The organism is Anabaena sp. AL09 (genome assembly GCF_001672255.1).
Classification (GTDB): Bacteria; Cyanobacteriota; Cyanobacteriia; order Cyanobacteriales; family Nostocaceae; genus Dolichospermum; species Dolichospermum lemmermannii.
Genome location: NZ_LJOQ01000042.1, coordinates 28,094 through 44,442 on the forward strand (window position 1 = coordinate 28,094; position 16,349 = coordinate 44,442).

The following is a 16,349-nucleotide window of genomic DNA, read 5'->3' on the forward strand; positions in this document are numbered from 1 at the left end:
ACGGGCGAAGCATTTGGAGAACTATTTTTGGCAATGATCGATAATTTATCTTCCAAATGCTTCGCCCCTACTGACAACTGACAACTGACAAATTATGAGAACTTGGAATTTTTGGTTAAACAGCTTGATTTTATTGATTCAACATCATCCACCCCGATTTGTGGAGTTATTAATGTTAACATTAGCGATCGCTCTGCTGACAGTCTCCACCATTGTCCCAGATAAACCCTACATCATACTAGGTTTAAGTTTTGTTGTGGGAGCATCAACTTCTATATTAGTCCGGGAAGCAATGTCTCCCACCGGAAACAACCAGACAGTTTTAACTCAACAACGCCTTACCCAATTTACCGCATTACTGTTATTAGGAATTAGTATTTACGGTTTTGCAGATTTAATTCACACGCTATAAATTTTCAGGATCAACTCCTAATTTTTTTAACATCTCTGCTAATTTATTAGCTTTTTTCTCAGATTCTAACCATTTTCTTTCAGATTCTAAATGTTTTTCCTCACTTTGTTGCATCCTTTCTTCTGGTGTTAAAAATCGTTTTCCATTTTCATCAAACCAATATAACCATTCCCTAGTTATTCCTTGATATGTTGCTTTTTCCATTCCTATTCCTAACCCTATCTCTGGTAGAAAAACAGGGTTTCCTGACAGTAATTTATATTCTCCATTGACTAATTTGTAAACCTCTAAACGTTGTTTTCTTTTACGCTGAGAATTATAAACTACATAATATAATATCTCCAATTCTTGAGCATAAAAATCTTTCTTAGTGCTATATTCTCCCCTATAGGTATGAGACACTATTTCTAACACTAAAATCGGTAATTTTTGTTCTTCCCATAATACATAACTGCGGCGTAAATCTTCATCAATTAATCTGGGAATACCAATACTTAAAAATCCATCTGGGACAATTGCAGGTTTATCTGGATCATAATATATTCCCATGTCTACGCCAAAAAACCAATCCCATCTTTGTGACCAGATTAAGGCTAACATGGCTTTTAATAAACCGGGAATTAAATCTTGTAATTCGTTATCCACTGGTGTGTCGTCAGAGTCGGGTAATTCCTTAGATGAGGGTAAATAATTTAATTGGCTGTATTTTAGCATGATTGATATTACCAATTCTATTTTTATTATAATCCAGATCCCCGACTTCTAAGAAAAATCTATCATTTATTTACAAAATGAAAACAGAAGTCGGGGATATTTTTATCCTTGAATTATCGCTTTTTCTTCTTCAGTTAAACCATATAACCGATAAACAATTTCATCAATTAACCAATCACATTGTTTAAGTTGTTTTTTGATTGGTAAGAGTGTATTTAAACTTGATTTATATTCTTTTGCTAATGTCTCCTGTTCTTTTCTCGCGGTGGGATCTATTTTCAGTTTTTTCTGATTTTTCTTGAGGATACCAATTAATTCATCAAAGGTTAAATGGTTATCTCCTTGATTTTGTTTATAATAATCACCTAAATAATTTTGAATTTTTGATTTATTGGTAAGATTATCAATTTCAGTACCGATTAATCTTTCTAACCATGTGATAAAGCCTTTGGTTTCTGTTTGTTTTTGTTTATTTAATTCTATCATTTGTTCGGCTAAATATGCGAGGAAATCATGAATTACATCCGCTTCTGATGGTTGTTGGTTGAGGTGGTGATCAATTTGGGTAAATAGGATATCTGGGTTATGATTGATTTGATATTGTTGGTAAAGGTTGATTGTATTTTCTAGATATTCTTGGCGTTTTTCTGGGGGAGTTGTAAAGGAGATTTTAGGAACTGGTAAACTTTTAAGTTCTTCGTATGTTACCTGGGGAAAATCATCTTTTACAGATATAGTAGAAGAGTTAGTATAAAACCAAGACAACAATTTAGAATTAATCAGTGCAGTGATAAATTTAGGATTAATGTTAACATCCAAAACTAAAATATTCAGAATACTATCTGTTGTGATTAATATATCTGTGCAATAACAAGACATCAGTTCACCTCGTCTTGATAACAGTCTTCTAAGTACAATCCTCGGAGAAGTAAAAAATATTTGATCACGTTTACTAGCTAAATCATCACAATATTTAATATAACTTTTCTTTTCTGATTCGAGACGATAGCGAGATAATTCTTTTCCCAGTAACTCAGGATAATAATTATCCTTACTATCAAATTTTGTAAGTTCATTCTCTCTCAAAAAATCACTTTTAATTTGATCTTTTGTATGTTTTTTAAAATCATATAATTGGACTCCTCGTTCAATTCTTGTGAATGAACCGAGATTAATAAAATTTGCATCTTTTTTAATTCTTTGTATTTTGATTAACTCCATACTCAGAATAAACTTAAAATTTGCATCTTCTTTCCACGTTTGTATATTAATTTTGTCATAATTTGCATGATCTAATATCTGTATTTTATCTTTTTTACCCATTTTCTTTGTATCAACATCATAATCTTTTTGGGGATTATCCACCTGCAAAATAATAATACAAGTGTCAATATAAGCATCTAAAAAAGTATTATAAGGTAATACAATAATCTCCTTTATACAGGAAAAATTTATCATATTGCTGCGTAAAGTCATATAATTAATACCAGTTAACATAGCAGCAGGAATGATAAAAGAGATATAACCATCTTTGCAAGTATTCTTTAATCCAAAACTCCAGAAATAAACAAAGCAATCATTATACAAATTAGATAACCATGTTAATGATTCAACTAAACCATAAGGTGGATTACCGATAACAACATCAAAACCAGGATTTTCTTTCCAACTTGCATTTTCTAAATCAATAAAAACCTCTGGAAATTCCAAATCCCAATGAAAAAACCGTTTTTCTTCAAATAACTTTCTCGCGTCTTCATAAACTGCAATATCAGCAGCATTCATATTTTCAGAATTAGCATTAATCGCATTTGTACCGTAAACCCGTAAAAAATGATCAGCACGTTTCAAACCAAAATATTTAGAAACATAAATATCTAATAACCGTTTATAAGGTTTTGCAGCTTTATCAAACTCCTTAAATAACCTTTCGCTAGTTTCCACTTCCGCAAAAGTTGCATCACTTAACGTACTCACACCGCGCATAATTTCCGCAGCAAGTAACAGCCCCACAAACGGACCAGTTAATAAACTTAACTGTCCACTTTCTTCCTTTTGCATTTTCGCTTCTGCTTCTCGCGCAGTCGTCCCAATCAGCGAGTTACCACAGCGTAAATGATGATCTAAAAAACTCAAAGGAGCGCCAATAGTAAAAGAATGTAACCATAAACTCACCTTTGCTAATTCTACCGCCATTGGGTTCAAATCCACACCATAAATACAGCGTTTCATGACCACCCGTTGCAAAAGTTGAGTATCTTCTAACCTATTGACATCAATAGTAATTCCCTGTTCTTGCAAATTTGCTAAAATACTATTGCGGGTTATTTCCAACATATCCAAAACCGGGTTATGTTCGGGATATTCATTTAAAATAGTGATTAATTCATCAGTAAAATAATCAACAGCTTCTACTAAAAAATGTCCACTTCCCATAGCAGGATCACAAATTTTAATATCAAGTAGAGTATTTTGTGCCTTTCTTTCTAACCGTTGTAAATTTTTTTGTAAACCATTGCGGCTTTGTATTCCTAATCTACCATCTGCCATTTTTTCATGTAATTGGCTAATTTGCGTCATCAAATCCGCAAATTTTTGTTTTCTCTCCTCTAAAATCGGTTTGAGAGTATGACTAACAATGTATTTAACAATGTAATCAGGTGTGTAATAAGAACCCGTCGCTTTGCGTTCACCCTTATCATTTTCTAAATGGACTTTTCCATTATTTCCATCTGCAATCACTACGCGATATTCTAATAAACCTTCATAAATTGAACCCAATTGTCGCACACCTAAAAAGCTGTAGTCAATGGGAAGTTTTTCAAATCGTGCTAATTTATCCAAAGCGGGAAATAAGACAGCATCAGATAATTGATGTTCATACAAAAAATAATTATCTGGATAATCTTTGATATCCTCAGCTTCATGAAAATCAAAATGGAATAAACCCCCATTATAACGAGGTACTTCTAAAGCTGAATCACCTCTATCTACTATTTCAAATAAACCTAATAAACTCTTATAAATCTTTGTCGAAGTTTGGCTTAATGTTCTTTGTTTATCAATACTTTCGGCTATTTCTTGGGTAATTTTAATCAAACTATAATCACGGTAAGCGGTAGTAATTGGTAATAGATTTCTAGCTTCGGCATATAATAAAAATAACAACTTATATAAAAATGATAAAGTGGCTGCATAAATCTGTTTTGGTTCTCCAGTTTTTCCCCGTCTGATAGCGTCTGCAACAAAACCCCCTGCTAAGTCAGGAAATATTTGCTCAAATACCAATGTTTTTAATTCATTTCCTACTTGAGTCGCATAAGTTGTACTTCCTTCTCTGACTCTTTCCAAAAAGTTTTTATTGTAACTATCTTTTTCAAAAGCAGCACTTCTAAAAAACAACCAGAAATATTTGAACTTTTCCAAATCTTCAGTTTCTAATAATTCGGCTCTACCGCTCCCTTTATGATATTTTCGGTAAAATATCCCTGAAACCCCTACACCGATTGGATTTGAGGTTTTAATATTTTCAAAAATTAAACCCATGTACACCAATGGTTTTGGATATATTAAAAGGATGTTTGATCATAAGGGGAACGGTAGAACCAATAATTCTACCAAATCAACTGGATAAAATTCCGTTGCGGTAGAAGATGCTTGACGATAATATAAACGCCATTCTCTCCCATTGGTTAAAATTCCCCAATCAACTCCCGTACCAGTCAAATAACTAGAAATTTGAAAAGATGGATTTTCATTCTTGAAAATATCTCTTTTATCATTAGCAGAAACTTTACTTAATGGTCTTTCCCAATATTTAGCTTCTGCTATTACCAATACTCTCCCATAAAAAGCAGTTTCATTATTTTGAAAAGAGTAAGCTATATCCCTTTCATTTTCATTTGCAAACAACGCATAATCAGGACGTTCGGCTCTACCTTTACCACGAGTCACGACTTGAGGAATATTAGAAAATCCTAAAATATCTAATACTGGTTTAATAAACACATCTTCAGTTTGCGCTTCATTGAGAGTAGGTAAAATCGCTTTTTTTGATAAATAAAGATTTTTTAATTGCTCAAAATCTAGTTTAATATCTAAATGCCATTCTGGACATTCTTGCAGACGATATTTTAAATAATGTTGAGAAAATAATGGTTTATTTGGATTTTTTGTATCTGTCATAATTCTCCCTATAAATAGTAAGGTGTGTTAGGCTTTAGCCGTAACGCACCATATTATATTATATATGTTTAAGTAATTTATTCACATTTTTTCTGACACACTATAAATATACACTTAGTTAAAAACGGTGCGTTACGCTGCGCTAACGCACCCTACATGATTACAAAGTTTCTAAATCAATTCCTTTTGCTTGTAATTTGGCTAATAATTCCTGATACTGCTGTATAGCTACTTCTTTCTCATGACGTTCTTGTTCAGCACGTTGATATTCTTGTTCAACACGTTGATTAAGTTCCAAAGATGTGAGAAACTTTCTTCCGTCAGGATAATAAATTTCTAAATTATCAGGTGTAATTTGAAAACGTATTCCCAATCTTGGACTTACCCAACCATTAATATCTTCGACAACTGTAAAAGCATCTTCCACAAGTATAAATCCAGATAATTCTACAGTATCAGGATCATAAATATAATATTCTTCCACACCATAACGTTGATAAAAAAGCGATTTATTAATCATTTTGGGAGTACGATTTCCCGGTGATAAAATTTCAAAAACCACTTGAGGAGGAATATTATTTTCTTTCCATTGTTGATAAGAACCTCTATCTACTTTTGGTCTACCAAACACCACCATAACATCAGGTGCTTGACAAGTTTTGACACTTCCCTCGATAGGATACCAAAGTAAATCACCTGCAATAAATACATCATCTCGTGATGCAAATAATATTTCTAAATTTTCTTTAATTTTAACAATCCATTGATATTGTTTCGTATTATCTGCCATTGGTTGACCGTCGCTGTCAGGATAGATGATTTCTGGTGCGCTTGCTGGTGCTAATTGCTGTACCATAGTGGATATCTCCAATAGGGATAGATTCCTATACTGCATTAATTATAATTGGTATCTGGTAAAAAAGAATGTCTTGACATTTCAGGGAACGTCTCCACAAAAAAAACGGTTATGTAATTTTCTTAAAATATCTAATAATTTTCACTTAATATATAAAATTAGAGTAAAAGATAAATCCAAACAGACTCCATGCGTATTTCTCTAAACTGGTTAAAAGAACTCGTAGAAATCAAACTCACTCCCGAAGAACTGGCGGAAACCTTGACAATGGCAGGGTTTGAAGTAGAAGATATAGAAGATCGTCGCACTTGGGCTAATGGCGTAGTTGTGGGGAAAGTGCTGGAACGTCAACCACACCCCAACGCCGATAAATTGAGCGTTTGTACCGTAGATATTGGGGCTGCTGAGACTGTAAATATCGTTTGCGGTGCTGGGAACGTCCGCGCAGATATCTATGTCCCCGTCGCCACCACAGGAACTTATTTACCCAACATTGATTTAAAAATCAAACCCGCAAAACTGCGCGGTGTTCCCTCCAATGGGATGATATGCTCTTTAAAAGAACTCGGTTTACCCACTGATATTGACGGTATTCATATCTTCCCAGCGGAAAATATGGTGGTGGGTAGTGACGTGCGTCCCCTGTTGGGTTTGGAAGATGTGATTTTAGATGTCACCGCTACTGCTAACCGGGCTGACGCTTTATCTATGGTGGGTATTGCACGGGAAGTAGCAGCTTTAACTGACGGAAAACTATCAATTCCCCCAGTTGCAGAAGTAGAAAATACCAAGACTGCGAAAAGCATCACTTTAAAAATTTCCGAAACCCAAGCTTGTCCTGCTTATATTGGTACTGTTGTTGAAAACATCAAAATTGCTGCTTCTCCTGAATGGTTACAACAACGTTTACGGGCTGCGGGAGTCAGACCAATTAATAATGTAGTTGATATCACAAACTACGTTTTATTAGAAAGAGGACAACCTCTCCACGCTTTCGATAAAGAGCGTTTACAATCTGTAGGTGGGGGAGAAAATTTAATTATTGGTGTCCGTTTTGCGGAAGTTGGAGAAACTTTAACAACCTTAGATGGAAATAACCGCACTTTATCAACCCAAAATTTATTAATTACTGCTAATAACAAAGCCGTGGCTTTAGCAGGTGTTATGGGTGGTGCAGAAACAGAAGTTCATGAAGGTACACAAAGTTTAGTTTTAGAAGCTGCGTTATTTGATTCTGTGGCTATTCGGCGTTCTTCTCGCAGTGCGGGGTTAAGAAGTGAGGCTTCTGGTAGATACGAAAGGGGTGTAAATCGAGCAGAATTAGAAATAGCTTGTCACCGGGCTTTATCCTTAATTAGTGAATTAGCTGCGGGTGTGATTGTTCAACAAGAAATTTCCGATTATCGTCCAGATGCTTCTACTTGGTCACATTCTATTAACCTGCGTTTAGATAAAGTTAATGAAGTGTTAGGTCCGATTGAATTAGGACAAGAAACAGGAGAATTACAACCAGAAGATGTAGAAAAAATTCTCACAGCTTTAGGGTGTGAATTAGTCAAAATTGATGACCGGAATTGGACAGTTACCGTACCTCCCTATCGTTACCGCGACTTAGAACGGGAAATTGATTTAATTGAAGAAATTGCCCGGTTATATGGTTATGATAAATTCTGTGATACTTTACCAGAAAAATCCGAAGCTGGTTATCTATCTTTAGAACAAGAATTAATTCGTAGGTTACGCGGTTATTTACGCGCTGAAGGTTTGACAGAATTAATTCATTATTCTTTGGTGAAACCGGGTGAAGACAATCAAATCGTTTTAAGTAATCCTTTGTTTGCGGAATATTCAGCTTTACGGACTGATTTAATTTCCGGTTTAATTTCCGCTTTCCAATACAATTTAGAGCAGGGAAATGGGGCTTTAAATGGTTTTGAAATCGGGCGCGTTTTCTGGCGTGAAGAAATCGGTTTACAAGAAGCGGAAATGCTGGGTGGAATTATCGGTGGTGATATAACTTCCGGTAAATGGTCAAGAGGTGGTAAGGAAGAAGCGATTACTTGGTTTGAAGCCAAAGGTATTTTAGAAAGTGTCTTTAAACAACTAAAATTAACTGTAGAATTTCAACCTGAAAATCGAGATTCTCGTTTACATCCTGGACGCACAGCTTCATTGTGGGTAAAGGGTAATAGACTGGGAACATTCGGACAAGTTCACCCCCAATTACGTCGAGAGAAAGATCTACCAGAAGCCGTTTATGTGTTTCAATTGGATTTAGATGCTCTGTTGGATGCTTGGGATCATGATGATTTGCTAGTTCCCAAATTCAGTTCCTATTCTACCTATCCAGCTAGTGACAGAGATTTGGCATTTTTTGCTTCTGTGAAAGTGACAGTTTCCGAAATTGAAAAGGTCATTAATAAAGCTGGGAAAGGGTTATTAAACTCGGTGGAATTGTTTGATGAATATCGTGGTGAACACGTCCCCACAGGACAACGCAGTTTAGCTTTTCGGTTAGTATATCGTGCCAGCGATCGCACTCTTACTGAAAATGAAATTGAACCAGTTCATAATCAAGTAAGAACAGCCTTAGTAGAAAAATTTGGTGTGAATTTGAGAAGTTAATCCAAAATATTCGGTTAAAACCGAATTTTGCTATGAGACAGGGAATTTATTCCCTGGCTTTATTTATCATTAAACCGTCAAAAACTTTTGAATCACATCTTGACTAAGTTCCTGAGTTAGACCAGAAGCAACAATCCCCCCTTTTTGCATAGCATAATAGTAATCTGCCTGACGGACAAAATGCAAGTGCTGTTCTACCAATAAGACGGAAATCCCTGTAGTTTCAATAATCTGACGGACTGCGGCTTCAATTTCCAAAATGATTGAGGGTTGAATACCTTCCGTCGGTTCATCTAATACGAGTAGTTGTGGTTTTCCCATTAAAGCACGAGCGATCGCTAATTGTTGCTGTTGTCCACCACTTAGATCTCCACCCATACGAGAAAGCATAGTTTTTAAAACTGGAAATAGGCTAAAAATTTCTGGGGGAATTTCTGGTTTTTTGACTGGTTTTTGTCTAGCTTCTAATCCCAAAAGCAGATTTTCTTTAACTGTTAATCGCGGGATAATTTCCCTTCCCTGACTCACATAACCAATCCCCATTTTCGCTCTTTCATAAGTTTGTTTACCGTTAATTATCTCCCCTGCAAAATTAATAATTCCGCTGCTGGGTTTGAGTAAGCCAATAATTGTTTTTAGCATGGTTGTTTTTCCCACCCCATTGCGTCCAATTAAACATACCATCTGTCCTGGTAATACAGTCAAATCTACATTTCTGAGAATATGACTTTCACCATAATGAACGTTAAGATTAGAAATTTTTAGCATTATAAAATTAACCTGATTAACTATTTTAATTTTCCCCAATTTTACCCCACCCTCACCCTCCCCTTGTCAAGAAACTTGTGTGTACACTAATAATACAAGGACGGGCAAGATGCCCATCCCACAAGATTGGATTATCTTTTTTGTGGAGTTCTCTAATTGCTATGATTAGAAACTGAAAGTAGTTCTCAAAGCACCAATTACTAAATTGCTACTGCGATCATCGTGATTTGGGGCTGTTAGCCAAATTACAGCGGGGGTAATGGTGATATTATCGCTGACCTTGTATTGATAAAATCCCTCAACGTGATAGGAGGTATTTGGGTCTTTCGTAACTCCAGTAACACTAGAATTCGTGACCTTTGGTTCCATACCAAATACAATACCAGCTAAGTTACCTTTTTTACCCAAATCTGGTAAACCTAAAGTAACAGCATAGTTCCAAATTTCCGCTTTTCCTTTGGTACCAGTCAAAACTTGACTATTGGTATATCCAGCCCAACCACCTAAAATAAGTTTCTTCGTAATACCTAAAGATGCTTCCACACCGTAGGAATTACTGGAAAAGTTTGTACCAGGGGCAAGATTGGTAAATGTGGCGTTATTACTACCTGTAGCCAGTGACTTGTTATAGGAATTGATGTAAGTTAAACCAAGGGAAATGCGATCGCTTGGTTTGACTGTTAATTGTGCTAAACCGCCGTAGGGACCATCAAACAACCCATTTCCGGGAGTAGGGTTATTGGGTCCACTAGCAGGGTTATTATTGGATCCACTAGCTAAGTAACCTAAACTGAGAGTTAAATTTTTACCGAATTTTTGTTTTACACCTAGTCCTGCGCCACCCAATTGGGCATAGATGGGGTTTCTGGTTGCAAATGCGGATACAGCACCGGACCCACCATTCCCATCAAATAGATTCAATGTGCTGTCAAGGTCGAGAATTATACCATCATTGGCTATGATGTTGGCATAAGTGTTTTTACCAAGGGGGAATCCATAGGAAAGCGCACCTATGGAAACATTGTTATTAGGTGTGCCACTGGCAAAGGACAATTTACCTTCTGTAAATTTACCTTCTGTAGTATTACCAAAATTGTTAATATTGTTGCTTTCTAGCCTGGTAAACAATGTGTCTTTTCCAGTAAAACTGGTAACAAGCTCCAATCTAGTTCTAGCGCCTAATGTAGTATTCTTGCTAGTAATGTTATTAGTGCCAACTTTATCACCAGAAACAACACCACTAACAACCGCAACAACCTGTCCTTGCAGTTTTGTGGTAGTTGAAAATTGATTGGCTTCTAAATCAGCAGTTTTGGCTTCTACAGTGTCTACACGCCCTTTTAAGGTTGCTAGTTCTGCGGAAAAGTCATTTTGCAACTTTTGGATTGTTGCTAAATCTTGTTTTGTCGTTAAATCAGCGGTAGCAGTAGCAATTAATTCATTGACTCGATCTAAACAAGCATTCAAACCAGCCGCAAATTCGTATCGTGACAACGCCCGATTACCCCGAAAAGTCCCGTTAGGATAACCTGCAACACATCCATAGCGTTCTACTAATGATTGTAATGCCTGAAATGCCCAATCATTAGGTTGGATATCAGATAACTGAGACACGGAGGTAACTTGAGATATTACCTTTTGTTGATTATTTATATTTAATTGTTCAGAATTAGTGTCAGTCTGGAGTTGATTATTTGCTGGTATTTCTTCAGCCAAAACTCCAGAACTTGTCCATAGTATAGCACTGATAAAAGTCGAACTAGCAAGTAAATATGTTAAGAGCTTTTGCATTTTTCTTCACACCTGATTTTTTACGAATAATTGGAGCCATTAAGAATAACTCTTAGCAACTCTAATTTGGAAGCTAGAAACTAAAAGTAGTTCTCAAAGCACCAATCACTAAATGCTATTATACCACTTAAATGGACTAAACTTAGGGTTATTTTATCGCTAAAATGTAACTATTTTTGAAGTTAGTGATACCTTTACAAAAGGGGATTAAGGGGGGTATGATTCTCTTCCTGTTTTCCCAAATATACTTCAATAACGCGGGGGTCATTTCTGACTTCCTCAAAATCACCTTCACACAATACTGAACCCTCATGTAATACTGTCACCTTCTTAGCAATTTGTCGCACAAATTCCATATCATGTTCAATCACCAAAATTGAATGACTTTCCGCTAATGTTGCTAATAAATTACCGATATTATAGGTTTCTTCATCTGTTAAACCAGCCACTGGTTCATCAACAAGTAATAAATCAGGAGATTGCGCTACTAACATTCCAATCTCCAAACGTTGCTTTTCTCCGTGGGATAATAAAGCCGCTGGAATATTTGCTTTTGCAGTTAAACCAATCGTTTCTAATAAGCCTTTCAGACTATTTTTTTCCGCAGAATTGATAGAACGAAACAAGGTAGAAAAGACATTTTTCTGACGATTACTAGTGATTTCTAAATTCTCAAAAGGTGTTAAATTAAGATATATGCGTGGAGTTTGAAATTTGCGGCCAATTCCCAACCGTGCAATTTGATGTTCAGCTAAAGAACGTAAATTTTTACCCTTAAATAGGACTCTTCCTATGGTTGGTTGCACCTTACCTGTAATTACATCCAAAAAAGTAGTTTTTCCAGCCCCATTTGGACCAATTACTACGCGCAATTCACCAACATTCATACTAAAATTTAATTGGTTTAATGCTTTAAAACCGTCAAAACTAACGGTGACATTTTCAGTTTCCAAGATTTTGGCGTTCATGTTTCACCTCCATATCTTCTTCTAAACTAGGATAGGTATCAGAAGGTTTTAATTGCTGACGTTTCCCAAAAGGGATATTTTGTTTATTTAACCATCCCATGATGCCGTCAGGAAGCAAAATGACGATGATTAATAATAGTATACCCTGAAAAAATAGCCATATTTCCGCGAATTGTTCACTTAAAAAAGTCCGGGCATAATTAACTAATAAAGTCCCAATAACTGCCCCGATTAACGTCCCTCTTCCCCCCACAGCCACCCAAATCACCATTTCAATAGAAAAGCCAATATCCATGGATCTAGGGGATACAGAACCACTTTGAACGGTGTAAAATGCCCCAGCTATACCAGCAATTACTCCCGAAACTGCAAATACTAATACTTTAAAATCTGTGGGGTCATAGCCAGAAAATCTCACCCGACTTTCATCATCACGAATAGCTATTAATAATCGGCCAAAACGTCCACTAGTTAACCAGCGACAAATCCCATAAGTAGCCGCCAAAAATACCACCGTCAAGACATAAAAAACAAATTGAGTTTTGTTATCACTAACTATAGCACCACTGCCATTAACTCCCCAAGATAAAGGCGGAAAAGTGGTAAAATCTATCAATCCATTTGTGCCATTAAAAAATTGTTGTTGTCCATTAAAAAAATTGAAAAATACAATAATTGCAGCTTGAGTCAAAATCGAAAAATAAACCCCCTTAATGCGATTACGAAATACTAAATATCCGAGTAATCCTGCTAACAAACCCGGAATCATCACCACAGCAGCCACAGACAGGGGAAAAGAAGAAAAAGGCTGCCAAAATCCAGGAAGTTCCATAACACCATAAAGCGCCATAAAATCCGGTAACTCCCCCGTGGGAACTTGCAATTTTAGGTACATAGCGATCGCATATCCACCCAAACCGAAGAAAATCCCATGTCCCAAACTCAATAAACCAGCGTAACCCCAAATTAAATCAATTCCTAAAGCCACAATAGCCAGAGACAAAAATCGTCCCAATAAATTCAGACGAAAATCTGAAAGTAAAACCGGCATCATCAAAATCAAAATTAAAGCGATCGCACAAACTGCCCCAACTTCAACTAATATTAAACTTCGCCCCTTTTTAATTTTCATCATTCCTAACTTATCCATTTTCTAAAATCCGCGTTTATCTGCGTTTATCTGCGTTAAATTTCCCATAATTTAAACATCAACATGACGACCCTTTTGGGGAAAAATTCCGCCCGGCTTCCACTGTAAAAACACAATAATTAACGCAAAAACCATCACCTTAGCCATACTTGTAGTTGCAAAAAAACTAAATAAATCAGCCAAAGGCTTAACCGGACCCAACAACAAAGCCAAAGTTCCCGAACCAATCAAATAATTAGTTGTCCCAATTCCCAAAGCCGCCAAAATCGTACCAGCTAAATTACCCACACCACCGACAACCACCACCATAAAGGTGTCAATAATGTAATTTTGTCCAGTATTTGGTCCAACAGAACCGAGTAAACTAATTGCACATCCAGCCACACCAGCTAACCCTGAACCCAGCGCGAAAGTAATCGCATCAACTTTTTGAGTGGGAATACCCAAACAAGCACTCATACTGCGATTTTGAGTAACAGCCCTAATTCTTAATCCCCAATGAGAATGTTGCAAAAATAGATAAATTCCTCCCACACAAATAATCGTTAAAACAATAATAAATAACCGCGCATAAGGTAATTGTACACCAGCTAAAGATACACCAGATTGTAACCAACTAGGGGCTGTAACATCCACATTTTGAGCGCCAAACCAAGGTAAAGTTACCGCTTGTTGATAGGTTTTACTTAATAAATTACAAATTGTGATTGTCAATCCTAGCGACAAAAATAGTAAAACTACCACAACCCAGTTACGAATTTTCTGGAAATTATTCCGAGAATTTAAAATCCATAAACCCCCAAAAAACAGAACAGAAAACAAAGCTATTGCTATGATCAATAATAAATTCACACTGCGGACAAACTGCTGAAAAATTAAACTTACTCCCCAGGTTGCTAACAGAGTTTCTAAAGGTCGTCCATAGAGATAACGAATTACACTTTTTTCCAGAATTAATCCCACACCAGCAGTGAAAACGAAAGCAATAATCAAAGCCAAAAATATATAAACTTCAAACCAAACCCCACCCAATTGCTTACAAATATTTTGCACCACAAAAGTTGTATAAGCACCAAACATAATTAGCTCACCATGAGCCATATTAATGACACCCATTAAGCCAAATATGATAGCTAATCCTAACGCAGCAATTAATAAAACAGCGCCAATACTAACACCATTAAACATAGCTTCCAAGAAACCTGTTAACATTTTATCCCTGCAATTATCAATTTATTCCTAATAGTCAGTTGTCAGTTATTAGTTATTTTTAGTTATTTTCACAATTTAGATGCAATGTGTTCTATCACCAACCGCTGACAACTGACCACCAAATTAACCTTTCTTGTATTTACCACCTTTTGCAGGATCTGACCAATCACAAGCAAATCCCTTGGTCTCTTTTACAAATTGATTCCAAGGAACTGGTTCAACTGGTGCGGGGGTAGCATAAACAATGTCAAATAGGCCATCCTGTCTGACTTGACCAATCCGCACAATTTTTGATATGTGATGATTGGCATTAACAGTCACTTTTCCTTCAGGTGCATCTATAGTTTGACCATAGGCCGCAGCCCGGACTTTCGCCAAGTCAGTTGTAGTTGCTTTTTCTACGGATTGTTTCCATAAATACACGGCGATATAGGCCGCTTCCATTGGGTCATTTGTTACCCTGTCTTCACCGTATTCTTTCTTAAAAGCCGCCACAAATTTCTTGTTCGCAGGTGTGTCTACTGTTTGAAAATAGTTCCAAGCAGCATAATGTCCTTTTAGATACTCCACCCCAATGGCTTTAACTTCCTCTTCCGCAATACTCACAGACATGGAAGGATACTTATCTGGTGTCAATCCCGCTCCTTTCAACTGTTTGAAGAAAGCAACATTACTATCACCATTTAGCGTATTATAAATTACACCGCCCTTGGGTAAAACCTGCTTAATTTTCGTAATAATAGCTGTTACTTCCGTATTACCCAAAGGTAAGTAATCTTCCCCAACAGTTTTCCCACCTAAAGCCTCTAATTGAGCCTTAATAATGTTATTAGCAGTGCGGGGGAAAACATAGTCAGAACCTACTAAAAAGAACTCTTTACCTTTATTCTTCAACAACCAATCAACAGAAGGTTCAATTTGTTGATTTGGGGCTGCACCAGTGTAAAAAATGTTTTTAGAACATTCTTGACCTTCATACTGCACAGGATACCAGAGCATATGATCCTTGCTCTCGAAAACTGGCTTGACATTTTTACGACTAGCAGAAGTCCAACACCCGAAAACCACCGCTACTTGATCCTGGTCAATCAATTTAGTAGCTTTTTCTCTAAAGGTATCCCAATTAGAAGCGCCATCTTCAACAACTGCTTCAATTTGTTTACCTAAAACACCCCCAGCAGCGTTAATTTCCTTAATTGCTAGTTTTTCCGCATCTACAACACTTTTCTCACTGATAGCCATTGTGCCACTGAGAGAATGTAAAATACCTACCTTGATGGTTTTACCACCTATACCAGCTACGGGAGATGTACTGGTGGATGCTGCTGGACTATTCGCAGTATTTGGTGAGTTATTAGCACAAGCTTTTAAAAAAATGCTACTACCAATACCCGCTGCACCATAAATCAGAAACTTACGTCGGTTAAATTGCTTACCCATATTTTTGATTAGTTATCTTTTTAAACTGAGATATTAGTTCTATATTTAACTATTAAACTGTGATTTGTTATACAAAATCGTAATTTATTTTAATAAAAATATACCTCAAGATTGGTGTAATAACCACATACCTAGTTCATCACGGCGTAAATAAAGCAACCATATTCAATCGCCAAAAAGCCTACTGTATATTAGTTTTGACTTTTGACTTTTGACTTCCGCCCTGCG

General features: G+C 36.3%; 12 protein-coding genes. 2 read left to right on the forward strand and 10 right to left on the reverse strand.

All coding sequences use genetic code 11. The features are described from left to right. Positions 1 to 94 precede the first annotated feature (94 nt). Complete coding sequence (locus tag AN490_RS08945; protein WP_213800707.1) at positions 95 to 412, forward strand: hypothetical protein; 318 nt, start codon at positions 95 to 97, stop codon at positions 410 to 412. Here the strand turns inward: AN490_RS08945 and AN490_RS08950 are convergent. The 4 genes from AN490_RS08950 to AN490_RS08965 all read right to left on the reverse strand — a co-directional run bounded on the left by AN490_RS08950 (position 407) and on the right by AN490_RS08965 (position 6,167). Further along, on the reverse strand, positions 407 to 1,126 hold the full coding sequence (locus AN490_RS08950) for a Uma2 family endonuclease (RefSeq protein ID WP_300001984.1): 720 nt from the start codon (positions 1,124 to 1,126) through the stop codon (positions 407 to 409). The two genes, AN490_RS08945 and AN490_RS08950, sit on opposite strands and share 6 nt — an antisense overlap. Positions 1,127 to 1,228: 102 nt before the next feature. Then, complete coding sequence (locus AN490_RS08955; RefSeq protein ID WP_300001987.1) at positions 1,229 to 4,672, reverse strand: TaqI-like C-terminal specificity domain-containing protein; 3,444 nt, start codon at positions 4,670 to 4,672, stop codon at positions 1,229 to 1,231. Between the two features lie 39 nt (positions 4,673 to 4,711). After that, on the reverse strand, positions 4,712 to 5,311 hold the full coding sequence (locus AN490_RS08960; RefSeq protein ID WP_300001990.1) for a type I restriction endonuclease: 600 nt from the start codon (positions 5,309 to 5,311) through the stop codon (positions 4,712 to 4,714). A 160-nt stretch (positions 5,312 to 5,471) separates the two neighbouring features. After that, complete coding sequence (locus AN490_RS08965) at positions 5,472 to 6,167, reverse strand: Uma2 family endonuclease (protein ID WP_300001993.1); 696 nt, start codon at positions 6,165 to 6,167, stop codon at positions 5,472 to 5,474. 189 nt (positions 6,168 to 6,356) lie between these two features. Between AN490_RS08965 and pheT the strand changes: the two genes are divergently transcribed. Next, positions 6,357 to 8,792 (forward strand): phenylalanine--tRNA ligase subunit beta, encoded by a 2,436-nt coding sequence (pheT, locus tag AN490_RS08970; protein WP_300001996.1) that lies wholly within the window; start codon positions 6,357 to 6,359, stop codon positions 8,790 to 8,792. A gap of 69 nt (positions 8,793 to 8,861) precedes the next feature. Here the strand turns inward: pheT and urtE are convergent, their stop codons facing one another. The 6 genes from urtE to urtA all read right to left on the reverse strand — a co-directional run bounded on the left by urtE (position 8,862) and on the right by urtA (position 16,121). Next, positions 8,862 to 9,560 (reverse strand): urea ABC transporter ATP-binding subunit UrtE, encoded by a 699-nt coding sequence (gene urtE / locus AN490_RS08975; RefSeq protein ID WP_300001999.1) that lies wholly within the window; start codon positions 9,558 to 9,560, stop codon positions 8,862 to 8,864. Between the two features lie 165 nt (positions 9,561 to 9,725). Further along, complete coding sequence (locus tag AN490_RS08980) at positions 9,726 to 11,351, reverse strand: iron uptake porin (RefSeq protein ID WP_300002002.1); 1,626 nt, start codon at positions 11,349 to 11,351, stop codon at positions 9,726 to 9,728. Between the two features lie 194 nt (positions 11,352 to 11,545). After that, positions 11,546 to 12,319 carry an urea ABC transporter ATP-binding protein UrtD gene (gene urtD / locus AN490_RS08985; protein ID WP_300002005.1) on the reverse strand — a complete coding sequence of 258 codons (774 nt, stop codon included), beginning with the start codon at positions 12,317 to 12,319 and terminating at the stop codon, positions 11,546 to 11,548. After that, positions 12,294 to 13,469, reverse strand: a complete 1,176-nt coding sequence (urtC, locus tag AN490_RS08990) for an urea ABC transporter permease subunit UrtC (protein WP_300002008.1) — start codon at positions 13,467 to 13,469, stop codon at positions 12,294 to 12,296. Before urtC ends, urtD begins: the two co-directional genes overlap by 26 nt. Before the next feature lie 51 nt (positions 13,470 to 13,520). Next, positions 13,521 to 14,681 carry a branched-chain amino acid ABC transporter permease gene (locus AN490_RS08995; protein WP_300002011.1) on the reverse strand — a complete coding sequence of 387 codons (1,161 nt, stop codon included), beginning with the start codon at positions 14,679 to 14,681 and terminating at the stop codon, positions 13,521 to 13,523. A gap of 123 nt (positions 14,682 to 14,804) precedes the next feature. Beyond that, the gene (gene urtA, locus AN490_RS09000) at positions 14,805 to 16,121 is read right to left on the reverse strand and encodes an urea ABC transporter substrate-binding protein (RefSeq protein ID WP_300002014.1); all 1,317 of its coding nucleotides are present in this window, start codon (positions 16,119 to 16,121) and stop codon (positions 14,805 to 14,807) included. Positions 16,122 to 16,349 lie beyond the last annotated feature (228 nt).